The organism is Gilliamella sp. W8136 (genome assembly GCF_016101285.1).
Lineage (GTDB): Bacteria > Pseudomonadota > Gammaproteobacteria > Enterobacterales > Orbaceae > Gilliamella > Gilliamella apicola_N.
Genome location: NZ_JACFQU010000003.1, coordinates 111,512 through 133,991 on the forward strand (window position 1 = coordinate 111,512; position 22,480 = coordinate 133,991).

A 22,480-nucleotide genomic window follows, 5' to 3' on the forward strand; every position below is an offset into this window, starting at 1 on the left:
AAATCGCAATTCTATATTTCATTGTCTACCATTTTTTAATTATATGAAAAATATTAACTTATCGGTAGAATCCCGTAGAATCTAATTTTAATTTTCATCAATTTTAATTAATCAAATAAAAACATAGTGTTATAGAATGTGATTTTAATGAAAAATAACCTAAAAAATCGGTAGAAATTTGACGGTCAATATTTTAATTATAAAACAGTATGTTATAATTGGAGTGTTCCCTGTACACACAGGGATAAACCGTGTGTAGGAAAATCATTTTTAAAGTGGGTCGGCGTGTTCCCTGTACACACAGGGATAAACCGGTTAGGCTCGCCCTGCGTTCGACTATGCGCAAGTGTTCCCTGTACACACAGGGATAAACCGCTTTTTCTGAAATTGGCGCGTATCTGCGGGGGGTGTTCCCTGTATACACAGGGATAAACCGACAGCGCAGGAATAACACGCGGTCTAGCAAGCGTGTTCCCTGTATACACAGGGATAAACCTGATAACGGATTGACAATTTCGGCTGGGTGGGTGTGTTCCCTGTATACACAGGGATAAACCGTAATGAAAATTTAACGACATTCAAATAATGGAAAATGAAGCGTTAAGAATTAGGCATAAATCAAAGTGATCAATTAATTATATTGTGTATAATTTAATTACTTTATTTATTTCAGTTGTAACTATTTGGAACTTCAGTGTTAAAAGATGAAAAGAGATTGGGAATTAATTAGAAAAATAATGCTAGCTATAGAAGACTCTCCATGTGATATGAAAATATCGTCATTTTCGATTAAAGGCTATGATCCTGAGATTGTTGGTTATCATATAAAACTACTTAATGATGCACGTTTAGTTGAAGCCATTAATTCAAGTAGTGATCGAATGATGTATGAATATTATACTCAAGACTTAACGTTAGCAGGACATGAATTTTTAGATAATATTAGAAGTGATACAAATTGGAACAAAATAAAGAATCTTATTAAAGGTAAAGGTGGTGAGTTAACCTTTGAAACCATAAAAGCGGCAGCTTCTTATATGATTGTAAATTTGTTTTCGTAAATGTTCCCTGTACACAGGGATAAACCGTATACTAAATTATTTATAATAGGATTTTATAAAGCTCTCGTTTGAGAGCTTTTTGTTTTAGGATACATATCCGATTTATTATAAGTTTTGTTGCATTTGCTCTCTTGTTGTTCATCCTTTTGTTGCTAATTCAGTTTAAAATTTTTAACAATGCTAAAACCCACTTGGTCCATATTTACTCATCAGACCTTGAACTAACCACGTTTTATTACGGTTGTGAATTTCTGTTTAATGGTAAAAAGGGTAATGTTGATTTTATTAGGTGCGGTTATATACTCAGAAAAATCAGGAACGGACATCTTGTATAGAATGGGAGTATGTCATGTTTGCTGAAAATTTTTGGATGTCATTTGCAGTGTTAGTGCAATGGCGGATGTAAAGAGTGCAAAAAGGATGCGACGTTTAATGAGAGAGGGCGATTTGCATCATCTCCAGCCGTCAATCGGTGAGGTTAATGGCGACCATTTTTATTTCCGTTACTCTCAATTTACTAAAACAATGAACCAATATAGTTAATACCATTGATTTTTGCTTAATAGATCGACAATACCTTTTCATATTGTATTTCAATTTGTCACAATTTTGCTTAATTGGCTAAAAATGATTTAACAAAGATAATTATTTAGTAACTAAAAAGCAGTAATAGAAGTTACCAGTTAAAATCAAAACACTTTCCAAAAATAATAGAACATGAATATGTAAGGAGATAAATCATGTCAGTCATTAAGCAACAAACCGGTGAAAGTATACAGCGGATATTAGATACTTTCCCCGAAGACTACAATAAGCTACATCTAATAATGGCAAAAATGGCGGCCGGGGAAGATGTTAAAATAGCATGTTATGGTGATTCGACCACCGATGGTATCAATACAACAAACCATAAAAAAAATATTACAGGAACAGATCATAATCTCAATGCCCCTAATGCGTGGCCAGCTCAGTTACAATTGTTGCTTAGAGAAATGTATCATAATAATAATATAAACGTTTTTAATGCAGGATTTAGCGGACAACGAATAGAAAACGGTTGGGCAACAGATAATTATGAGGCCAATATCACAAAAAATCCGTACTATGGAGTATGTGATATGGTTATCATCAACTTTGGACTAAATGATGCCGCTAGAACTAATCGGCTATATCGATATATTAATCAAACAGAGCTATTAATTAAAAAAGTTATAAAAGATGGTTCAACCCCTGTGTTGCTATCATGTAATCTAACATATCTATCAAAAAAGGACGGAAGCGAAAGGGATAAAAAAGATGTTACTCAACAATATAATCAAGCTAAGGAATATTTAGCCCAAAAATATAATATCCCATTTTTTGATTTATCCAATGCAATGATTAGTTGGTTACAAAATAACAATCAATATAAATGGGGAGAATTGCAACCCGACGGATTACATTTTGGTGATTTGGGGCACAAATATCAAGCAATGTGGCTAGCGAGTCGTTTATATTCAAATACCGTTATTATTAATGATTCCACACAGTATCAATCAATTAATTTTATGGATAGTAAATCTAATTCTCCATTTGGCTATGCCAGCCAATACACTGGCACAGGTACAAAATATTTATCAATTGTACTCGCGAAAGATGTTAAAAAATTCATTAACCAGCCAACCATGGAAGTTTATGTTTGGTGTGAAACTAACAACGTTGCGTGCGTTTATCGTCAAGCTTCATATGAAAATGCCACGGGTAGCTATGTTATGCACAAAGACATTATGACTGATGTAGTTAACTCGTATAGGATCTTACCAAGATTCGATATGACAAACGGGAAAACCAGTTATGGAGGGGTTGATGTTCCCCGGTATCTGTGCGATTTAAAATATGGGTTAAATAAATTGTCATATATTTATGGCAAAGATAAAGAAATTGACACAACTGATTTTTATTTTGGTTTTTTTGATTTCGTTAAAAATTATGAATCTAATTTTAATCCCCGTAATTTATTATATAAATCCGGCCCTATTCGGAGTATTGCAACGGTTCCGGCGCGCAAGAATATAGTCAATTATATTAGAAGAGATCTGTATGATCAGACTGGACAGGATTCACTGCAATTATTTGTTGATGGCAAAAAAACATATTTATATTTAGAATTTGAAGGATCAGAGCTAAATGGAATTGTGTTAACACAAACCAGAGGTATGCGTAAAATGTATAACGATGGCTTTATGCTGTTTAAATTGGATGACTCTAATTTATCGGCGCATGTCATTAGGTCATCGGTTAAAACAAATGAAACAACATATTCAACCGCTGCAGAGGGTATTATCCCAATTTTTATTGATAAAACAAATTGTAAATTATTATTAGAATTCTATATTGATAAATCTAACAATATTATTATGAATTCATTAAACGAACAGTATGGCTTATTAAGTCATCATGTTATTTCGCCACTGTTTGCATTTCCCTTTTCAGGTATTTTTGGAAATATTTTTAGTAAAAATATATCGCGAGATGAGGATATTTCAACACAATTTAATATAACAAGGGCGGAGGTATGGTACAAAGATAACATAAATTAATTAACGGTATTTTTTACCGTATTGAATTTATTATTTAATGCTTAATTAATTGTTATGATGAAATCCTAAAGAAAACATCTTAAGAAAGGATAAATGTGAATGTCCAGCCTGCAATGAAGTTATATATGTTTGCCCGAATCTTGCCAAAGGGAGTGAGATTTATGATGATGAGCTTAGTCCTAAGTGTGTATAAAGGAATTAAACACACAAAAGGTGGTTTGGGGAAAACATATTGAATGCTGCGGGTTTGGCCTGAGAGGTAATTATAATCAAAGACACATTAAAAAAATAATAAAGCGTAATCATTTATCTTGATAAGCAAAATTTCACTTTTTACTTCAAAAGTTTCATTTTCTCTAAACCACTTAATGTGGTTTTTTATTATCTAAACAAAAATAACTAAATTTCTAGCCAAATGCCATTCTAATTTTGTCTTCAATTTCGAGAGAATCATCATTATTCATGTTCTCATATAATTATTTTATTAATGATTCTATTAACTCTATTTTTTTGTCCTGTTCCTCTGTTTGGATTATCATATTTTGGATAGCTTATTCAATGTCTAAATCCAAAAATTTGATTTAACTGTCATAACCATTCCTTATACCTAATTCAAATTCAAGCTCACTGATTACTCACTGAATGGGCTTTGATTTGAATGCTAAACAGCAATTAGCAATCTTTACTTCAGAACTTGATGGCTAGTCGGTCTCTCTCGAGGCTAGGAGTGATTGCGTCGCTCACCCGATGCGTACTCTTGTGATTGCTACTTTCCAAAACCGCAGTATGTTCATATGCCCCTGCTAGCTACTTGAATCTTGCTACCTAATTAGTAACTCGTGGTATTGCTAATTGCTCGGTAGGTTGATTTGTTTTGATGTGATTAGTTTAGTAAGAAGTTAACTAAAGTAAATAATTTAACAAAAACTAAACTGTATAAGCATAAAAAAGCAAATTGTTTAGTTAACAATGAGTTAAGTAATTAAAATAATTGTGCGTTCGCTTTATTTTTAATCAATGTGACGTGCAAAAGTGGAATTTAATGAATTTTAGGGACAAAAAACCCGCCGAGCGGGTGTAAAATATAGCCATGATCCAAAATAACAAAAATTTACTTCAAACCCTATAGTAAAAGAGTTTTAGACTATGATCATGATTTCTTATTTAATAAACTTTTATTTTCAATAGCTGCTAATATCTGTTCTTTTTCTATTTTTGGTATGGTGTTCTGTCGGACCTTCTTTTCCAAATAAGGCTCTAATTTTTCTTTTACATAGGTTGTCATTAACCATTTTCTAAATACTCCTAAAGATTCAATAGGGTATATCCATGCCTGTATTGCTCCAGAGTTGCTTTGTGGGAATGATTGTGGGTAGTAGTGAGGGTGCTTTATTCTTTCACCATAAGTATCGTTAAAATTATTACAACCCCAGTAGTTGCCCCAATGCATACCAACACTAATGTCTGGTATTGAATAAGGATCTAAATTAAATCGACTATTGATTAACCTAACAAGTAAATCAGCCATCTCGCGAAAAACAGAAAAATAATCTATGGGTATTTGGTCATTTAATAAGATCCTTTCTTGGAATACTTGCCACGATTTAGTCATAGTATCTTGAGGGGGTTCAATCCCCAATTGCTCATATATCATTTTTCTCAATGTATATGACGCTAGTTTTCTGTAGTTATCTTTAGCGATAGAATTATCGAATCTTTTAGCTTCTAATGCATAATATTCAAGTATAGCCATACATACATAATCAGGATAAGCATGGGTTTCTTGCCCCTATCAGATGAAACCCTTGTAGACAAGTTTTTTATATCATAACCTTGTTTAAACAATATATTGGCTATGTATTCAGTTCGTGGTTTGCCATCTTCTGAATTCCAGTTAGATGTTAAAGCCCATAAAGCAGATAGTTCAACACCACACAATTTTGCTAAACCAAACATTGTTAAGTAAGGGGTTCCATCATCTAGTATACCCATTATAGATATATTATATTCATCTACAGTTGAAGGAGAAAATAGACTGCCTTGAACTTGAACTTGATTTTGTTTATTCATTTTATTTGTTAACCTATTCCATTTACCCATTTGAATTTTATGAAAAATTATCGATGCAATAACCGATCTTCTTTAACACCATTAATTTACTAAACACCTAAAATTACCTTGTTTAGATTATCGGCTTAAATTTATTAAAAACCGCGAAAGCGGTTCGTTATTTATGCGCAATCCTGCCTAGCCATGTTTCCTTAACATCATCGACTGGCTTAACATTACTTTGCCATGTATATAAAGCTGATCAATTTCTTCTTCACTAATATCCCAATTTTGATATTTTTTATTATCAGATATAACAATCAGCTTATTTTTTATTAATTGTAAACGTTTTACATACAAACCACGATCAAAAGTAAAAACATAGATACCATCGCTTTGGAATTGATTAACCGTAATATCTATGTATATAGCATCACCGCTTTCAAAAGTTCCTTGCATTGAATCGCCGGAAACATTAATTATTTTTAAGTTTTCGGACGGTATCCCATTAAATAATGTTGTTGCGTGTTCATTGTAAAACTCAATACATTTTATAACTTCTACAATATCGTTATTCAAAAATCCGTTTCCTGTACTGGCGTTTATATTTAAAACCTCAATTACATAGTTATTATTATCAAGTTAATATTGATTATTACAGTTCAATCTTGTTAATTGGGTATTATTTTTATCTAAATAGAATTGAGGCATACCGTAATCGTACTCTAAACGACGAGCCGATTTTTCCCCAAAAGAAGCCTTACCACTAATCAATTGAGAAATATAACTCTTTTCTTTTGGTGGAACTGTTTTATTTGAAAACCATTGTTTTAAATTTTTAGCTCTAAGTTCTTTTAATTCAGTTTTATTCATAGAAGCTCCTATTTTTTATATTTTATTTAGTATTTACTAAATAAGCAAAAAGTAAACTTTACTTTGTTTTTGGTCTGGTTTTAAATAAACTATATTAAACTTTTAACTAAACCTAAGGCGAAGATAAAATTATCAGAGTATCTGTTTCAGCTTCTAAAAGGCGGTAAAAGGAAATTTGCTAAAAATGTCCCCTGTACACACAGGGATAAACCGCTAGTTCGCATTGAATCGAAACTCACCGAATAACGGTGACTATAAAATAATATCAATAGAGCATAACGGGGATTTATATGGTTTTAATTGGCATAGTAAATTAGTTTGTATTGGTGGAAAATTTGACAAGGTTTGATATAATCAGCATTTTCAAAACATTAAGGAATTTGAGATGGCCGTAAAGTATTGCACCCTTTGTCAACGAAATGTTACTCCAAAACGAAAAATCGGGGTGGGCACACTAATTGGCGTTTTTTTTACAGGATTTATTTGGGTTTTATTTATTCCTTTTTATAAAAAACGATGTCCTTTATGCTTGGGCGACAAATTAACAATAATCCCAGCAGTGTCACCAAATAAAAAAGATAATAATATTAAATTAAATCATAATTCTAATTTATCTGTTTCTGATGAACTAAAAAAATTACATGATCTAAAAGAAAGTGGTGTTTTAACACAAGAAGAATTTGATTTTCAAAAAAGTAAACTATTAAATCACTAATTATAAGATAAATGTGTTCCCTGTATGTACAGGGATCAATCCAATTCCAATGCCTCGTCGAATGCAGCTAATTTAATGCTCCCTGTATATCTTGCCATTACAGAATCACAGGGCGCACAAATGTGGTTAGTCAAATTTCTTACTTTTTCAGATACCCGCTCATAACCAAATATCTATTTACACTTATTAACACGAAATATCAGATTAATATAACTATATTGTATAAACTATATACATGTTCACAATGGATATAATGCCACAATGTGAGGATGTGCCATGGGTAAACAAATAGCCGTTTTGGGCGATGAAGTGACCCCATAAAGTTGGACACTTTTATTAAGCGGTTTTTTATGTCTGAAAACCATAAACATTTAAATTAAACTTAAGGTGAAGTTAATTTCACCATAAGAGTAAATTATGATAACCATGGCGATACAATTACCAAAAAAGTAGATATTTGTATTGGTTACCGAGAAAGTCAGGCATTTCCTCTATATAGGGGTAAAATATGTCAAAAAGTTTCAGGTTAACCATACGTTTCAGTATAAATATCAATAAACAATTTAGCTTAACTTTATGTTCCCTGTACACACAAGGATAAATCGGCGGGCATCAATATTACATAGCATTTTTTGCTATTCAAAAATCGCAATTATATATTTCATTGTTTACCATTTTTTTAATTATATGAAAAATATAAATTTATCGGTAGAATCCCGTAGAATGTAATTTTAATTTCTATTAATTTTAATTAATTAAATAAAAACATAGTGTTATAAAATGTGATTTTAATGAAAAATATCCCAAAAAATCGGTAGAAATTTGACAGTCAATATTTTAATTATAAAACAGTATGTTATAATTAGAGCGTTCCCTGTATACACAGGGATAAACCGGTAACTTTTCATTAAAAGAACGCGAAGAATTGGCGTTCCCTGTATACACAGGGATAAACCGTCGACAGTTGTTTTTAATTTTGAATTTTTCCCGCGTTCCCTGTATACACAGGGATAAACCGTCCTAAAATTGTATTGGTAAACACTTTTATCAGCGTTCCCTGTATACACAGGGATAAACCGGCGTTAACCACATCGCCAGCATCCAGACCCAAGCGTTCCCTGTATACACAGGGATAAACCGGCTGCATATTGTGATTTAGGCTGTATTGATTTGCGTTCCCTGTATACACAGGGATAAACCGAATTGTGAAATCACACCGATTCAAAAGGCTATGCGTTCCCTGTATACACAGGGATAAACCGGTCGATGGATTTAGAGAGCGTCAAGTTGACATGTGTTCCCTGTATACACAGGGATAAACCAATATATTCTATAGATAAAACTCGTTATTATTAATAAGAACAATATTGTTAATTTAGGGATAATTTTTCAGGTAAGCGTTTGAGAATGATAACTTAAAAAAATTATAAAAAATCTTCTAAAAAAGGGATTTAATTATCATAAACCAAATGATATGGTTGATTTCTTGAAATTTCGGACTTTTCCCAAATCTTATTGGTCTCACGATAATTTTTTGTGTATCAAACAATTTATTTTGTTAGAAATGGTACTCAAATATGATTTATTGCCAATTTCGAAATTAACCAAGAAAAAAATTATAATGATAAAACATTTAGAAGTTACATCAAACTATTTGCTAAATCTAAAACGTCGAAATTGAGATAATGATTTTTAGTTGAATTAGTTAATGAAGTAAACAATTTAATTAGTTCTGTTAACCAAATAATTACTGCAATAATAATTCATGATGATAATAAATTACTTTTAGCAGAGAAAATAAGAGATTTGCTTAATAAAATTAAGGCAAATGGAGTTTATCTTGACAAAGATAATAACTCGGGTTCAATCATAGCCAGTGCTAAATGGTTAAAAAAAGATTGGTAATATTCGTCCTAGACCTATTTTGATATCTTTGCCGGATTTTAATGCGATAAGCTAGTGGTGATTTATCATGATTATTGATAACAAATGTTGATATTGCCCATATTTAACAATTAGTTTTGGTTTGATTTTTCTTGTTTTTATTAAAATAATTTAAACATGATTATATTAATTTTTTATTTATGACGATGCTTTCCTTTTGTTTTTTGGTTCATAGTGTTACCAGTCTTTATAACAGGAATATTGTCGATGTAGTTTAATAGAAATCAACGAGAAAAGCCGAATAATAGAACTTACTATCTATAAATTAGGATAGTTTACTGTTATTTTAATTGATTTTATTATATCACTGCTTGCTATTTTAGCTGTATTCGATTAGTGAAAATTTTATAGTAAACAGACTTAAGATCAAAATTGCTATAAATTCTTAAGAAGAATGGTACGCCCGGGTGGACTCGAACCACTGACCCCCACCATGTCAAGGTGATGCTCTAACCAACTGAGCTACGGGCGTATATTGGAAACACGCAAATATTAACGGGCAATTCGATTTGTATCAAGTAAAAAATTTAAAAATAGCCGTTTTTTTAATCTGTCGAAACATAACGTTGATAAAATAATCAATAAATGGCATTTAATTGTTAAGTCAAAGATGATTGATAGATGAATGTTTTCTCTTTGTTTCTGTTAACCGAAAAATTTTATGCTTTATATAAACAGCAAATAAATGTCAGTCGGTAGTGGTTTGTTGAAATTATTTTAGCTATACTCCCTGAATTGATAAAGGGGGTTATTTGTTTTGGTTAATATGTCGATAAAAGATCAGATTGAAGATGTTTTACACAATGTATTTGGTTATAAATCATTTAGAAATCAACAAAAAGAAATTATTGAATCAATTATCGATGGACGAGATACATTAACAATTATTCCAACGGGTGGGGGAAAATCGTTATGCTATCAAATTCCAGCGGTACTATTGCCAAGCACTGCGTTAATCATTTCCCCATTAATTTCATTAATGAAAGATCAGGTTGATCAATTGCTTGCTAACGGTATTCCGGCGGCGCTTCTCAATGCTACTCAGTCCTTGGCAGAACAGCAAGAGGTAGTTGAAAAATATTTAAATCACTCGATAAAATTATTATATATCTCTCCTGAAAGGCTTGCCGTAGGTTCATTTATATCAATGATTCAAAGCCATCCCCCTTCACTCATTGCGATTGATGAAGCTCACTGCATATCACAATGGGGGCATGATTTCAGACCTGATTATCGACAATTAGGACAGTTGTCCTCTCGATTTCCGAACGTTCCGATTGTTGCGTTAACCGCCACCGCCGATAAAATGACACAAACGGATATCATTCATCAACTTCAATTGGTCGATCCTTTGGTTGTTGTTCGTAGTTTTGATCGCCCCAACATCCGATATAATGTTGTTGAAAAATTTAACTTAACAGAACAAGTGGTCTCTTTTATTGAAACGCAAAAAGGTAATAGTGGGATAATTTATTGTTCTAGCCGTTCCAAAGTTGAAGATATGACAACTCGACTTGCCAGTCGGGGATTTTCCGTTATGGCTTATCATGCAGGGCTTTCTTATAGTGAGCGTCAAATAGCCCAGGAAGCATTTTTAAAAGATAATGTGCAAATCATTGTTGCTACCGTTGCATTTGGCATGGGGATTAACAAACCTAATGTTAGATTTGTCGTGCATGCTGATTGCCCTAGAACTATCGAAGCCTATTATCAAGAAACGGGCAGAGCGGGGCGAGATGGCGTCCCTGCAGAAGCAATCTTATTGTTTAATAAAAATGATTTGAATTGGTATTATCAACAAATCGCCGAAAAAACAGATGGGGTACATAAAGATATTGAACAACATAAAATTGAGGCTATGGAATCATTTGCACAAAGTTTAACTTGTCGGCGAATTGTATTGCTTAACTATTTTGGCGAAAAACGAACGGAGCCTTGCAATAATTGTGATATCTGTCTTTATCCACCTGAACAATACGATGGCTTAGTTGATGCACAAAAAGTTTTATCTTGCATTTATCGAGTAGAACAACGTTATGGTGCACAATACATTGTTAATGTTTTACGAGGTTCTGCTCGTTCTCAAATTAAAGACAATGGTCATGATAAATTGTCCGTTTATGGTATTGGTAAAAATCAATCTAGTAATTATTGGCTAAGTGTGATTCGACAGCTAGTTCACTTAGGTTATTTGATTCAAAATATTTCAACTTCTTCAAGTTTGCCAACCTTACAATTAACTCAAGAAGCTAGAAAAATACTTAGAGGTGAAATTCCATTATCGCTAGCCAAACCTCGCCTTGAAATTGTTAAGAAAAGCCGCCTAAATCGTTATGCTCGATCAATAAATATGACAGCGATGTTATCCTTTGAAGAGCGTATGTTATTCAATAATCTGAAACGATTACGTAAAGATATTGCTGATAGTGAAGATGTACCACCTTATATTATTTTTAGTGATGCAACATTATTAGAAATGGTGCAAACAACGCCAGCAAGTAAAAAAGAGCTAATTAATGTTACGGGAGTTGGAAAAATCAAATTGGAAAAATATGGCAATCTATTTTTAGAGGAAATTAAAGATTTTATAGTAAAAAATATATAATCTGATGAATAATTCCGCCATAATAACGATTATCGAAAAAATATAGTATTTCAAAATAGTAAATAAAAATAGTAAAAATGGAGTTTTTATGTCACCAATGAATGACATGCCACAAATGTTGGCATTAGTGCTGTTACTGGTTATTCTTTATCTTGGCGATATCGTTTCGATCCGCACCAAAGCATGGGTTCCGTCTGTATTTATCTGCGCTGTTCTTTTTTTATTAGGATATTGGACATTCTTTCCTACCGATATTGTGGCACGAGCAGGAGTACCAACAGTCGTTGCTGTTATGTTTATGTATTTACTCATTGTTAACATGGGTACTCTTTTATCAGTTAAAGAATTATTATTGCAATGGAAAACCATCTTAATTTCTCTTGCTGGAATTGTTGGTATTATTATTATTGCTATCATAGTTGGGTATCTGTTCTTCGATTTTAATACGGTAGTGGTTGCTATTCCTCCTTTAGTGGGTGGTATTGTTTCGGCAATTATTATGGCTAATGGGGCAAAAGACGCAGGATTGCCTGATTTGGCTGTTTTTGCCATTATTATTTATGTGATGCAAGGATTTATTGGTTATCCACTTACTTCTATTATGCTAAAGCGCGAAGGGCGAAAAGTTTTAAAGCAATATTATGCAGGCACTTGGCATGTAAGTGATGACCCTAAATCCTCCATTGATAAACAACAAGCAATATCGTCAGACGAAAATCCAATGCCAAGTTTGTTTGCAAAAATTCCCTCAAGCTATAATTCATCGTATTTCATTTTTTTACGTATTGCTATCATCGGTTTTTTAGCTTACTTTGTTTCAGACGTTTTAAAACCGATAGTTAGTGTAAGTCCATTTGTATTATGTTTGTTATTTGGTGTGATTGCTGCGTCATTTGGTTTTTTAGAACGCCATCCATTAAAAAAAGCAGGTGGATTTGGAATAACCGTGATGGGGTTAATGTTATTTATTTTTGATACATTAAGTCGAGCAACACCCGAAATGCTTATGCGTTTGCTAACGCCTCTAGTCATCTTTATTTTATCTGCAGTTGTCGGTATGTTTATTTTTTCAGTTATTGTAGGCAAAATATTAAAAGTGAGTAAAGAATTGGCTTTTTCAATTGCGCTTACAGCGTTGTATGGTTTTCCTGCCGATTACATAATCACTAATGAAGTCATTAATAATTTAACTAAAGATCCAAAAGAGAAAGAAATACTAACTAGTCATATGTTACCGCCAATGTTGATTGGAGGATTTATATCGGTGACTATCGTTTCAGTTGTATTAGCAGGAATAATGGTGAATATGATAGTAGGCCCTGCATCAGCAGTGCAATAATTAATTATAAAATCCAAAAAAAATTTGATAATCACCTTTATTAGCATTATCAATAGCAATTAATGTAAATTAACAGTATTTATTTAATGATAGCTCAACAATGGCTAGTGTTATAAAAGTAGAACAAATTGAAATATTAAAGGTAGTGAAATGACGAATCCAAACATAAAAAAATTAATACAACAAAATATTGATGAGATGGTCGCTTTTCGTCGCGATCTTCATCGTCATCCTGAATTACCGTGGGAAGAGTTTAGAACCACAGATAGAATTGCTCAGGAGCTTGATAAAATAGGAATTGCTTATCGACGTACGGAACCTACAGGGATTATTGCTGAAATTCAAGGAGGCAAGCCAGGTAAAAGAATTTTATTAAGAGCTGATATTGATGCGTTACCCGTACAAGAACTGAGTGAAAACATTGATTATAAATCAACGATTGACGGTAAAATGCACGCTTGCGGTCACGATACCCATGCTTCTATGTTACTGACAGCGGCAAAAGCGCTTTATGAGATTCGCGATCAACTAAAAGGTAACGTAAGACTTGTTTTTCAACCCGCTGAAGAGGTTGCTCAAGGTGCCAAAGGCATGATTAAACAAGGTGTGCTTGATGGTGTAGATAGTGCATTTGGTATGCATATTTGGTCACAAATGCCAGTTGGTAAAATATCTTGTGTAGTCGGTTCGAGTTTTGCTTCTGCTGATTTATTGACTGTGCGTTTTAAAGGAAGAGGTGGTCATGGTTCTATGCCACATGATACCGTTGATGCAGTAATGGTTGCTTCCGCATTTGTTATGAATGTCCAATCCATTGTGTCGCGCGAAGTGTCGCCACTTGATCCCGCTGTTGTGACAATTGGCCGTATGGATGTTGGTACACGCTTTAATGTTATTGCCGAAAATGCGGTATTAGATGGAACAGTGCGTTGTTTTAACGTTGCCGTGCGTGACAAAATTGAATCAGCAATCCGACGTTATGCTAATCAAGTTGCTGCAATGTACCGAGCAACAGCCGAAGTTGAATATATCTATGGCACTTTGCCAGTAATTAATGATAAAGAAAGCGCATTACTAGCCCAAAAAGTAATTGTCGAATCATTTGGTGAAGAGGCACTATACTTTGAAGCACCAACAACAGGTGGTGAGGATTTTAGTTACTATACAGAAAATATACCGGGTGCTTTTGCTTTAGTTGGGTCGGGTAATCCTGATAAAGATACTCAATGGCCACATCATCATGGTTGTTTTAATGTGGATGAAGATGGAATGGCATTAGGCGCTGAATTCTATGCGCAATATGCTTGGGCTTATTTAAATCAAAATTAAATTTTGTAAAACAGTTTCAGGGTAGCTATACATTTATGTAAAAATTCTGTTTTTAGTATAGCTTGCCTTGGACTATTTGGTGTTGTGAGTTATTGCTTTTTTTAGATTATAGCTAAATTTGAAAATTCAATATATCATCATTTTATACCTACATCTTCTATTATCAACAACACGTATTTTTGGGTCATCTTTTTTGTTTAAACACATTGCCTAAAACCTACAGATTAGTCATTGTTGTTACTTAACTTACTTCATTAAATTTAATTAATAATAAAGTATTAATTAAATAAAGGTCCATCAATACTTGGAAAAAAAGGTTTAATTTTGTTATATAAATGATCAGCTTGTTCTGTATTTCCTGCACATTTAGCTGCAAGTCGAGCGTAACAACCACATGGCCAGTTTTTTCTTTTACTTTTTTCAAAGCAATCATATAACGTATCATAGATTTCAATAAGTGTTATATCTATATCACCAATTTTTACCACATCAATATTTTGTTGCTTAAAATACTTAAGTAAAATAGCTCTGGCTAAGTAGTAAATAATATAATAATCCGATCCAGTAATCTCTTTTCTCTTGCTCCAAAGTAGTATGCCAATTGATATCACGTCATCATGTTTAAATTGCTTAGCAAGTGAACAAAACTTACTGAGGGGAAAATCAGGATGAATAAGTTCAGGAGGTGTTTCGTAAGCGTTGCGTGTCCACATTATTCCTGTTTTTATTGTTTTGGCTGGAGAGCCAGTAATCATTGAAAAATCTGAAAATGATCTATTAACGATAGTTCTTGCACCAACAACGCAGCCTTTATTGATTTTTGCTCCTTTTAATACAATCGTATCGCGGGCTAACCAGACTTTATCTTCAATGATAACATCTTTAGAAGGATTTATTCTTTTGCGTGTTTGCATATCATAAACACCATGCAGGTCTGAGTTATAAATCCTACAGTTGGCAAATAAACAATCATCACCGATATGAATTGCTCCATTTTCAGCCACATGTATAAAAATCAGATCATTACAAATTAATCCATTACCTATAAATAATTTGCAATTTGGTTCAATGATAATTCGACCTCTTAATTCGCATAGATCGCCGATTTCTAACTCTCCACCGTTTCGAACGGTTATCGATGCGGAATTGAGTTTAGTTCCATAGCCTATTTTTATTTTTGGGTTGGTATCTAAAAATTCAATATATGAGGAATTCATCTCAATTCCTTTTGAAATTTCAAACGGTATATCAGTTTTATTGTCTAGAGTTTTTAATATATTCAAAATTTTTCTCCATTAATAAGAAAATGTTTTAAAAAATATCATATCATAAAGAGACTGTACATAATTGAATACTCGCTCTTAATTATTAGTTAAAATTGATTGCTTATTTTTTATTAAATAAGGATTTTTTAACGAAAGGAATTTACTTTTTCAATTTTATTAAGTCTAATATTAAATTAATTAGTTTATCACTACTTTGTAAAAAAGTTTCAGGTTAAGCATACGTTTATGTAAAAAGATGCTGTCTAATATTAGGCCGGTTATTGTCTTGTTGCAGACTAACTTAGGACTTTATGCTATGATAAAAACCAATTTCATTAGTAATAAGCAATGGTGATTATGAGTTATCAAGTTCTAGCACGTAAATGGCGGCCTAAATCATTTTCTGAAGTGGTTGGTCAACAGCATGTTTTAAAAATTTTATCTAACGCGCTATCTCTAGGACGTGTTCATCATGCTTATCTGTTTTCGGGTACTCGAGGCGTTGGAAAAACATCTATTGCTCGTCTATTAGCAAAAGGTTTAAACTGCGAAACAGGTATAACCGCCACACCTTGCGGTGAATGTGATAATTGCCGTGATATTGAGTTAGGACGCTTTGTTGATCTGCTTGAAATTGATGCTGCTTCTAGAACTAAAGTAGAGGATACTAGGGAGATCTTGGATAACATTCAATATCTTCCTACTAAGGGGCGTTTTAAAGTCTATCTAATTGACGAAGTGCATATGCTATCACGCAGTAGTTTTAACGCACTACTTAAAACATTAGAAGAGCCACCAGAACACGTCAAATTTTTGTTAGCTACGACTGATCCTCAAAAATTACCTATTACTATATTGTCGCGCTGCTTGCATTTACACTTAAATGTTCTTGATACGTCGCTCATTGGTGAGCAACTTACTCATATTTTAAAATTGGAGCAGATTAAAAACGATCCAAAAGCGATATCGTTATTGGCTAAAGCGGCTAATGGCAGTATGCGTGATGCATTAAGTTTAACTGACCAAGCCATCGCACTTGGTAATGGCGAAGTTGATACAGCATCAGTGACGTTGATGTTAGGTACTCTTGATAAATCCATCCCTTTTTCACTGATCGAAGCACTGTACCATAATGAGGGTAATGTCTTAATGCAGCAAATTGATATGGCAGCAGCACAAGGTGCAGATTGGGATAATTTATTAGCAGAAAGTATTGCACTTTTACATCAAATTGCTTTGTTGCAAGTTGTACCAACCGCATTAGGCGATTATACCGATCAAGAAGAACGAATTCGTTTTCTAGCAAAATATATGGCGCCAAATGACGTGCAGTTATATTATCAAATCCTATTGATGGGTAGAAAAGATTTGGCGTATGCTCCAGATAAAAAAATAGGTACTGAAATGAGTTTTTTACGTGCTTTAGCTTTCATGCCTAAAAATAATGATACAACTATAGCACCTAAACCAAGTATTAAACCACAGGTTGAGCCATCAATTGTTGCTGAACCTAAGTCACACATACAATCAACTCAGTTTTTATCAAAAAAAAAGAGCAATCCAGAATCGGAATCTAACTTAACTTCAAATCAAAATAGCAACATACCTGTTGACTCTCAACCTGTACCGATTGCTCAATCAAATGTTCAAGATCTATCTATTCCTGATGATGCATCCTCTGTTACAAAAAACATATTAGAAATGAGGATGCAGTTAATCAAAGGAGAACAAAAAGCAAAAAAGTCTGAACCCAAAGTCGAGCCTTTGCAGCCAAAATCAGAGGTAATTCATTCATCATTAACTCATGCTAAAAATATCACTCAACTCGCTGATAATAAACAAGTCGATATTAAAGATAATGATGAAGATGAGCATGATAACGAGACAGAGGAAGTCATTACGGCTGAAAATTATCAGTGGCAAGCTTGTGGTTATGTTGAGACTAAAGATGATTTAATTATTGACACTAAAACTTTTCGGGAATCGCTTAACGGTGATAAAACACCTGAAATGACAAAAAAATTAATTGAGGAAATGGCAGAGAAAGATGCGTGGTGTTTTGAAATAGAACAGTTGGATTTATCGCCACTTATCAAACAGATTGTCAGTAATTCGTTTATTGAACAGACAGATGAAAATAATATCATTTTACATATGCGATCTGCGGTAAAACATCTGATCAACTCATCAAGTAATGTGGCTAAAGTTGAAAAAGCGATAGCTAATTATCGCCAACGAGCATTAAATGTTAAGATCATTCTTGATGATAATAAGGATAATAAAACGCCTTTAGAAATGCGTGAAGATCTTTATCAACAAAAGCTTGCACAAGCTAAGGTGACCATAAATGAAGATCCAAAAGTATCGATGATCTGTCAATATTTTGAAGCGAAGATTGATGAGGCGAGCATTCGTCCTGTATAATTATGGGCTAAATTTTTTAATGAGGAATAAATATGTTTTCAGGTGGAAAAGGTGGTTTGGGCAATTTAATGAAGCAAGCTCAACAAATGCAAGCAAAAATGCAACAAGCACAAGAAGAGATTGCCAAATTAGAGGTGACAGGTGAATCAGGTGCTGGTTTAGTTAAAGTAACAATAAATGGTTCACATAACTGTAAACGTGTTGAAATTGATCCCTCTTTAGTTACGGAAGATGATAAAGAGATGTTGGAAGATCTAATTGCTGCTGCCTACAATGATGCGACTCGTCGTTTAGATGACGCACAAAAAGAGCGAATGGCACAAGTAACTGGCGGTATGCAGTTACCACCAGGCTTTAAAATGCCGTTTTAATTGATTTTATTATATTAATTTAATCTAACTTTTTTGCCGATTATTAACAGCAATCGGCAAATTCTTTTCAGCTATTGCCTGTCTATTTATACAGTTTTTCTTTATTAATTTTTTTCTATCAGGTAAACTAACAACCACTTACTTTCAAATTAATTGCTACTCTTGTTCGTCAATAAAAAATTAATGATTAAATAATGAATATGTTATTTTCAAGAGCCGTCAATTATTTCAACCAACAGTAAATTATTAAGGATAAATTGTGATAGGTCGTCTACGTGGAACCATTATTGAAAAGCAACCACCTAAAGTTCTGATTGAAGTGGGTGGCGTCGGCTATGAGGTTTTTATGCCGATGACCTGTTTTTATGAACTTCCTGACAATGGGCAAGAAGTGATAGTATTAACCCATTTTGCGGTGCGGGAAGATGCACAAATTTTATATGGTTTTAATCAAGAACAAGAACGAGAGTTGTTTCGTGAATTGATTAAGGTTAATGGCGTAGGCCCTAAATTAGCGTTGGCAATTTTGTCTGGAATGTCTGCACAACAATTTATTAGTGCCGTTGAGCAGGGTGAAATTAAAACTTTAGTTAAATTGCCAGGTGTTGGCACTAAAACAGCAGAACGTTTGATTGTGGAAATGAAAGATCGCCTTAAACGTTTTGCTGAGCAGCTTTCACCGATAAGTACCGTTATAGAAGCCAGCAGCGTTAAAAAATCATCTAACCAAATAGAAAGCGAAGCTGTATCAGCACTCATCGCATTAGGTTATAAACCACAAGAAGCCAGTCGAATTATTAATAAAGTTATATTACCTGATATGGATTGTGAAACGCTTATTCGCGAAGCATTAAAATCAGCATTATAAATAGGGATTTACTATGATTGAAGCGGATCGCTTGATTGCACCTCAAGCCAAAAAGGAAGAAGAATCACTGGATCGTGCTATTCGTCCTAAAAGTTTGGATGAATATATTGGGCAAGCACAAGTACGTGAACAGATGAAAATTTTTATTCAAGCTGCCAAGCAACGTAGCGATGCACTTGATCATGTGTTAATTTTTGGTCCGCCTGGACTAGGTAAAACAACTTTAGCTAATATTGTTGCCAACGAAATGAACGTTAATTTACGTACCACTTCCGGCCCTGTATTAGAAAAAGCAGGTGATTTAGCTGCAATGTTAACCAATTTAGAGCCTAACGATGTGCTATTTATTGATGAAATTCATCGCCTTTCACCTGTAGTAGAAGAAATTTTATATCCAGCTATGGAAGACTATCAGCTTGATATTATGATAGGGGAAGGTCCCGCAGCACGTTCAATTAAAATCGATTTGCCTCCATTTACACTTATTGGTGCAACAACGCGAGCGGGTTCGTTAACCTCGCCATTACGTGATCGTTTTGGTATTGTGCAACGCCTTGAGTTTTATCGGGTTGAGGATTTGGAATATATTGTTAGTCGTAGTGCTAAATTTTTAGGTATGGACTTATCTGATGAGGGTGCTCATTTAATTGCCAAACGTTCACGCGGAACGCCTCGAATTGCTAATCGTTTATTGCGTCGCGTGCGTGATTATGCTGATGTAAAATCAAAAGGTGTGATTGATCAAAAAATTGCGTCCCAAGCACTTGATATGTTAGATGTGGATAACGAAGGTTTTGATTATATGGACCGTAAATTATTACTCACCATTATTGAAAAGTTTATGGGTGGGCCTGTAGGTCTTGATAACATTGCAGCTGCCATAGGTGAGGAGCGTGAAACCATCGAAGATGTGCTCGAACCGTTTTTGATTCAACAAGGTTATATTCAAAGAACGCCAAGGGGTCGAATTGCAACACCACATGCTTATCGACATTTTGGTATTATTCAAGATGAGTGATTACTTTTTTAAAAAAGTAAAAAAGATATACAAAAGCGCGACTCAAACTTGGTCGCGCTTTTCGTTTCGAGATTTGGTTTAACCAAGTTCTTTTTCAGTAAAAATACCACTAAATAAATCCGTACTAAGATAACGCTCACCAGATGACGGTAAAATTACCACAATGGTTTTATTGGCATTTTCAGGTAATTTTGCTAAACGATCAGCTGCATAAACGGCTGCACCGGATGATATACCTGCTAAGATACCTTCTTTTTCCATTAATTCTCGCGCAGTTTCAATGGATTGTTCATTTGTGACCTTTTCAACTATATCAATCAAGCTTAAGTCTAAATTTTCTGGAATAAACCCAGCTCCAATACCTTGAATTTTGTGTGGTCCTGGTTTAATTGGCTCACCCGCTAGGGCTTGGCTAATAACTGGAGATGTAGCCGGTTCAACAGCTACGGCTGTTATGTTTTTGCCTTGAGTCTTTTTAATATACCGAACTGTACCTGTAAAAGTACCTCCAGTACCTACACCAGCAATAAAAATATCTACTTGGCCATCCGTATCGTTCCAAATTTCTGGTCCAGTGGTTTTTTCGTGAATTTCTGGGTTGGCTGGATTACTAAATTGTTGCAGCATGATGTTTTTTTGAGGATTACTAGCAACAATCTCTTCGGCTTTTTCAATTGCGCCTTTCATGCCTTTTGCCGCTTCAGTCAAAATTAGATTAGCACCTAAAGCTTTAAGTAATTTTCGACGTTCTATACTCATGCTTTCTGGCATGGTTAAGGTTAGTTTATAACCTCGTGCTGCAGCGACTGCTGCAAGAGCAATACCCGTATTACCACTAGTAGGTTCGATTAATTCAACATCCGATGTTAATAACCCGCGTTTTTCTGCATCCCAAATCATATTTGATGCAATACGACATTTAACACTAAAACTAGGATTGCGAGATTCCACTTTGGCTAAAATATTACCGTTACCAAAATGTTTTAAACGAACTAGAGGCGTGTGACCGATGGTTTGAGAATTATCATCAAATATTTTACTCATTAAATAATCCTTATAAATAACTTTAAAGGGAATAGCGTTTTAATAATCGCTGACGATAACAATATTATAAAGATTACTTAAAAAGATGATACTAAATAATAATTATAACAATATTCGTTTTTGATATAAGAAAGATGTAATTTTATTGATAACTAAAAATGTATTCATAAAATAGTACACAATTGAAGTTAATATAATTTGATATCATCCCAGTATAAAAATTCAGAATTATTTGATAAATTATTGACTTTTAATGAAGCAAAACGATAAAACAGGTACTGTTAGATTAGTAGGAAATAAGATTTTATTTATGGATGGATGTTATTTAAGGAAATCGAATGTTTGAATCAAAATATGCTGTGCCAAGAAATATTGATAAGCTTATTTCTAAATTAAAAATTACAACAGATTCTCATAATTCTTATATTAAATTTTTAAAGAAATATAATGTCATTGCCTTTGATGAGGATGTGTTTGATTATTCCATTGACTGTCAAGGTGAATCACTTCCGCTTGAAGTAATGTTCGGATTCTCTAAGAAACGAGATCGGGAAGATGTAATTGCTAATAACTGGATGTATTTAAATAGAATCCCTAAACGGTCCATTGCTATAGCATCTTTAAATTTCGGAGATTTACTTTGTTTGTATCCAAATGGCAAAGTTTATCATTGGGATCATGAAGTAAATGATCTATATTTTGATATGACAGTCAGAAATGGTTATTTAGAGCAGAATCTAGATTTAAAGCTTGTCGCTAATTCCTTTGATGAATTTCTAACAAAAATTATTAAAACCGAAATCGAAGATTTTGATCCTAATGTTCCTTATTCTGATGATTACATAGATTTTTTGATGAACGATTCTAAATACTTTTTTATGTCTTCGAAAAAAATAATTCAGGTGCGTTTAAAAAAATTAGAACTTTCTGAAAAAGGACGTGAGTTGATAGCGAAATTTAAAAGAGAAGGGCTTATAAGATAAAAAAGGATAATTT

At 33.5% G+C, this 22,480-nt stretch carries 18 protein-coding genes, 1 tRNA gene and 2 CRISPR repeat arrays; of the genes, 12 read left to right on the forward strand and 7 right to left on the reverse strand.

Annotation, left to right across the window (positions count from 1 at the left end):
• Positions 1–223: 223 nt before the first annotated feature.
• Positions 224–558: direct repeats of the CRISPR family, unit length 29 nt; unit sequence GTGTTCCCTGTACACACAGGGATAAACCG.
• Between the two features lie 146 nt (positions 559–704).
• Together H3T96_RS02600 and H3T96_RS02605 are read left to right on the forward strand one after the other, a co-directional pair.
• Positions 705–1,061 carry a DUF2513 domain-containing protein gene (locus H3T96_RS02600; RefSeq protein ID WP_144091173.1) on the forward strand — a complete coding sequence of 119 codons (357 nt, stop codon included), beginning with the start codon at positions 705–707 and terminating at the stop codon, positions 1,059–1,061.
• Positions 1,062–1,801: 740 nt separating this feature from the next.
• The gene (locus H3T96_RS02605) at positions 1,802–3,640 is read left to right on the forward strand and encodes an SGNH/GDSL hydrolase family protein (protein ID WP_144091175.1); all 1,839 of its coding nucleotides are present in this window, start codon (positions 1,802–1,804) and stop codon (positions 3,638–3,640) included.
• Positions 3,641–4,790: 1,150 nt separating this feature from the next.
• Here the strand turns inward: H3T96_RS02605 and H3T96_RS02610 are convergent.
• The 4 genes from H3T96_RS02610 to H3T96_RS02625 form a co-directional block, all read right to left on the reverse strand.
• Positions 4,791–5,393, reverse strand: a complete 603-nt coding sequence (locus tag H3T96_RS02610; RefSeq protein ID WP_144091177.1) for a hypothetical protein — start codon at positions 5,391–5,393, stop codon at positions 4,791–4,793.
• The gene (locus tag H3T96_RS02615; RefSeq protein ID WP_144091179.1) at positions 5,366–5,710 is read right to left on the reverse strand and encodes a hypothetical protein; all 345 of its coding nucleotides are present in this window, start codon (positions 5,708–5,710) and stop codon (positions 5,366–5,368) included. Before H3T96_RS02615 ends, H3T96_RS02610 begins: the two co-directional genes overlap by 28 nt.
• Before the next feature lie 177 nt (positions 5,711–5,887).
• Positions 5,888–6,268 (reverse strand): S24 family peptidase, encoded by a 381-nt coding sequence (locus H3T96_RS02620; protein ID WP_144091181.1) that lies wholly within the window; start codon positions 6,266–6,268, stop codon positions 5,888–5,890.
• A gap of 63 nt (positions 6,269–6,331) precedes the next feature.
• A complete protein-coding gene (locus tag H3T96_RS02625) occupies positions 6,332–6,562 on the reverse strand; it encodes a hypothetical protein (protein WP_144091183.1) in 231 nt (76 codons plus the stop codon).
• 385 nt (positions 6,563–6,947) lie between these two features.
• On the opposite strand from H3T96_RS02625, the gene H3T96_RS02630 reads away from it, so the two are divergent.
• On the forward strand, positions 6,948–7,277 hold the full coding sequence (locus H3T96_RS02630) for an SHOCT domain-containing protein (RefSeq protein WP_039128880.1): 330 nt from the start codon (positions 6,948–6,950) through the stop codon (positions 7,275–7,277).
• Between the two features lie 24 nt (positions 7,278–7,301).
• The gene (locus H3T96_RS02635) at positions 7,302–7,442 is read left to right on the forward strand and encodes a hypothetical protein (RefSeq protein ID WP_186279201.1); all 141 of its coding nucleotides are present in this window, start codon (positions 7,302–7,304) and stop codon (positions 7,440–7,442) included.
• A 702-nt stretch (positions 7,443–8,144) separates the two neighbouring features.
• Positions 8,145–8,600: direct repeats of the CRISPR family, unit length 29 nt; unit sequence GCGTTCCCTGTATACACAGGGATAAACCG.
• A gap of 1,016 nt (positions 8,601–9,616) precedes the next feature.
• Here H3T96_RS02635 and H3T96_RS02640 read toward each other — a convergent pair.
• Positions 9,617–9,693 (reverse strand) — tRNA-Val (locus tag H3T96_RS02640).
• Between the two features lie 294 nt (positions 9,694–9,987).
• Here H3T96_RS02640 and recQ point away from each other — a divergent pair.
• From recQ to H3T96_RS02655, 3 genes are all read left to right on the forward strand, one after another.
• On the forward strand, positions 9,988–11,826 hold the full coding sequence (gene recQ / locus H3T96_RS02645) for a DNA helicase RecQ (RefSeq protein WP_144091185.1): 1,839 nt from the start codon (positions 9,988–9,990) through the stop codon (positions 11,824–11,826).
• Positions 11,827–11,932: 106 nt separating this feature from the next.
• Positions 11,933–13,165 carry a hypothetical protein gene (locus H3T96_RS02650; RefSeq protein ID WP_144091254.1) on the forward strand — a complete coding sequence of 411 codons (1,233 nt, stop codon included), beginning with the start codon at positions 11,933–11,935 and terminating at the stop codon, positions 13,163–13,165.
• A gap of 150 nt (positions 13,166–13,315) precedes the next feature.
• A complete protein-coding gene (locus H3T96_RS02655; protein ID WP_039126970.1) occupies positions 13,316–14,494 on the forward strand; it encodes a M20 family metallopeptidase in 1,179 nt (392 codons plus the stop codon).
• Positions 14,495–14,772: 278 nt separating this feature from the next.
• On the opposite strand, the gene H3T96_RS02660 is transcribed toward H3T96_RS02655, so the two are convergent.
• Positions 14,773–15,711 (reverse strand): acyltransferase, encoded by a 939-nt coding sequence (locus H3T96_RS02660; protein WP_144091188.1) that lies wholly within the window; start codon positions 15,709–15,711, stop codon positions 14,773–14,775.
• 405 nt (positions 15,712–16,116) lie between these two features.
• On the opposite strand from H3T96_RS02660, the gene dnaX reads away from it, so the two are divergent.
• The 4 genes from dnaX to ruvB all read left to right on the forward strand — a co-directional run bounded on the left by dnaX (position 16,117) and on the right by ruvB (position 20,440).
• Positions 16,117–18,183 (forward strand): DNA polymerase III subunit gamma/tau, encoded by a 2,067-nt coding sequence (gene dnaX, locus H3T96_RS02665; RefSeq protein ID WP_144091190.1) that lies wholly within the window; start codon positions 16,117–16,119, stop codon positions 18,181–18,183.
• Between the two features lie 32 nt (positions 18,184–18,215).
• Positions 18,216–18,554, forward strand: coding sequence for a YbaB/EbfC family nucleoid-associated protein (locus H3T96_RS02670; RefSeq protein ID WP_025315741.1), 339 nt, complete (start codon positions 18,216–18,218; stop codon positions 18,552–18,554).
• A gap of 259 nt (positions 18,555–18,813) precedes the next feature.
• Positions 18,814–19,422 carry a Holliday junction branch migration protein RuvA gene (gene ruvA, locus H3T96_RS02675; protein ID WP_025315740.1) on the forward strand — a complete coding sequence of 203 codons (609 nt, stop codon included), beginning with the start codon at positions 18,814–18,816 and terminating at the stop codon, positions 19,420–19,422.
• A gap of 13 nt (positions 19,423–19,435) precedes the next feature.
• Positions 19,436–20,440 carry a Holliday junction branch migration DNA helicase RuvB gene (gene ruvB, locus H3T96_RS02680; protein WP_025315739.1) on the forward strand — a complete coding sequence of 335 codons (1,005 nt, stop codon included), beginning with the start codon at positions 19,436–19,438 and terminating at the stop codon, positions 20,438–20,440.
• A gap of 78 nt (positions 20,441–20,518) precedes the next feature.
• On the opposite strand, the gene cysK is transcribed toward ruvB, so the two are convergent.
• Complete coding sequence (cysK, locus tag H3T96_RS02685; RefSeq protein WP_025315738.1) at positions 20,519–21,484, reverse strand: cysteine synthase A; 966 nt, start codon at positions 21,482–21,484, stop codon at positions 20,519–20,521.
• 338 nt (positions 21,485–21,822) lie between these two features.
• Here cysK and H3T96_RS02690 point away from each other — a divergent pair, with 338 nt between their 5' ends.
• The gene (locus H3T96_RS02690; RefSeq protein WP_039126957.1) at positions 21,823–22,467 is read left to right on the forward strand and encodes an SMI1/KNR4 family protein; all 645 of its coding nucleotides are present in this window, start codon (positions 21,823–21,825) and stop codon (positions 22,465–22,467) included.
• Positions 22,468–22,480: the final 13 nt, after the last annotated feature.

What these genes read in the sequence shown, in the direction of transcription:
- H3T96_RS02600 (WP_144091173.1), top strand. Translation starts at nt 705, where the DNA reads ATGAAAAGAGATTGGGAATTAATTAGAAAAATAATGCTAGCTATAGAA.
- H3T96_RS02605 (WP_144091175.1), top strand. Translation starts at nt 1,802, where the DNA reads ATGTCAGTCATTAAGCAACAAACCGGTGAAAGTATACAGCGGATATTA.
- H3T96_RS02610 (WP_144091177.1), bottom strand. Translation starts at nt 5,393, where the DNA reads ATGGCTATACTTGAATATTATGCATTAGAAGCTAAAAGATTCGATAAT.
- H3T96_RS02615 (WP_144091179.1), bottom strand. Translation starts at nt 5,710, where the DNA reads ATGAATAAACAAAATCAAGTTCAAGTTCAAGGCAGTCTATTTTCTCCT.
- H3T96_RS02625 (WP_144091183.1), bottom strand. Translation starts at nt 6,562, where the DNA reads ATGAATAAAACTGAATTAAAAGAACTTAGAGCTAAAAATTTAAAACAA.
- H3T96_RS02630 (WP_039128880.1), top strand. Translation starts at nt 6,948, where the DNA reads ATGGCCGTAAAGTATTGCACCCTTTGTCAACGAAATGTTACTCCAAAA.
- H3T96_RS02635 (WP_186279201.1), top strand. Translation starts at nt 7,302, where the DNA reads ATGTACAGGGATCAATCCAATTCCAATGCCTCGTCGAATGCAGCTAAT.
- recQ (WP_144091185.1), top strand. Translation starts at nt 9,988, where the DNA reads ATGTCGATAAAAGATCAGATTGAAGATGTTTTACACAATGTATTTGGT.
- H3T96_RS02650 (WP_144091254.1), top strand. Translation starts at nt 11,933, where the DNA reads ATGCCACAAATGTTGGCATTAGTGCTGTTACTGGTTATTCTTTATCTT.
- H3T96_RS02655 (WP_039126970.1), top strand. Translation starts at nt 13,316, where the DNA reads ATGACGAATCCAAACATAAAAAAATTAATACAACAAAATATTGATGAG.
- H3T96_RS02660 (WP_144091188.1), bottom strand. Translation starts at nt 15,711, where the DNA reads ATGAATTCCTCATATATTGAATTTTTAGATACCAACCCAAAAATAAAA.
- dnaX (WP_144091190.1), top strand. Translation starts at nt 16,117, where the DNA reads ATGAGTTATCAAGTTCTAGCACGTAAATGGCGGCCTAAATCATTTTCT.
- H3T96_RS02670 (WP_025315741.1), top strand. Translation starts at nt 18,216, where the DNA reads ATGTTTTCAGGTGGAAAAGGTGGTTTGGGCAATTTAATGAAGCAAGCT.
- ruvB (WP_025315739.1), top strand. Translation starts at nt 19,436, where the DNA reads ATGATTGAAGCGGATCGCTTGATTGCACCTCAAGCCAAAAAGGAAGAA.
- cysK (WP_025315738.1), bottom strand. Translation starts at nt 21,484, where the DNA reads ATGAGTAAAATATTTGATGATAATTCTCAAACCATCGGTCACACGCCT.
- H3T96_RS02690 (WP_039126957.1), top strand. Translation starts at nt 21,823, where the DNA reads ATGTTTGAATCAAAATATGCTGTGCCAAGAAATATTGATAAGCTTATT.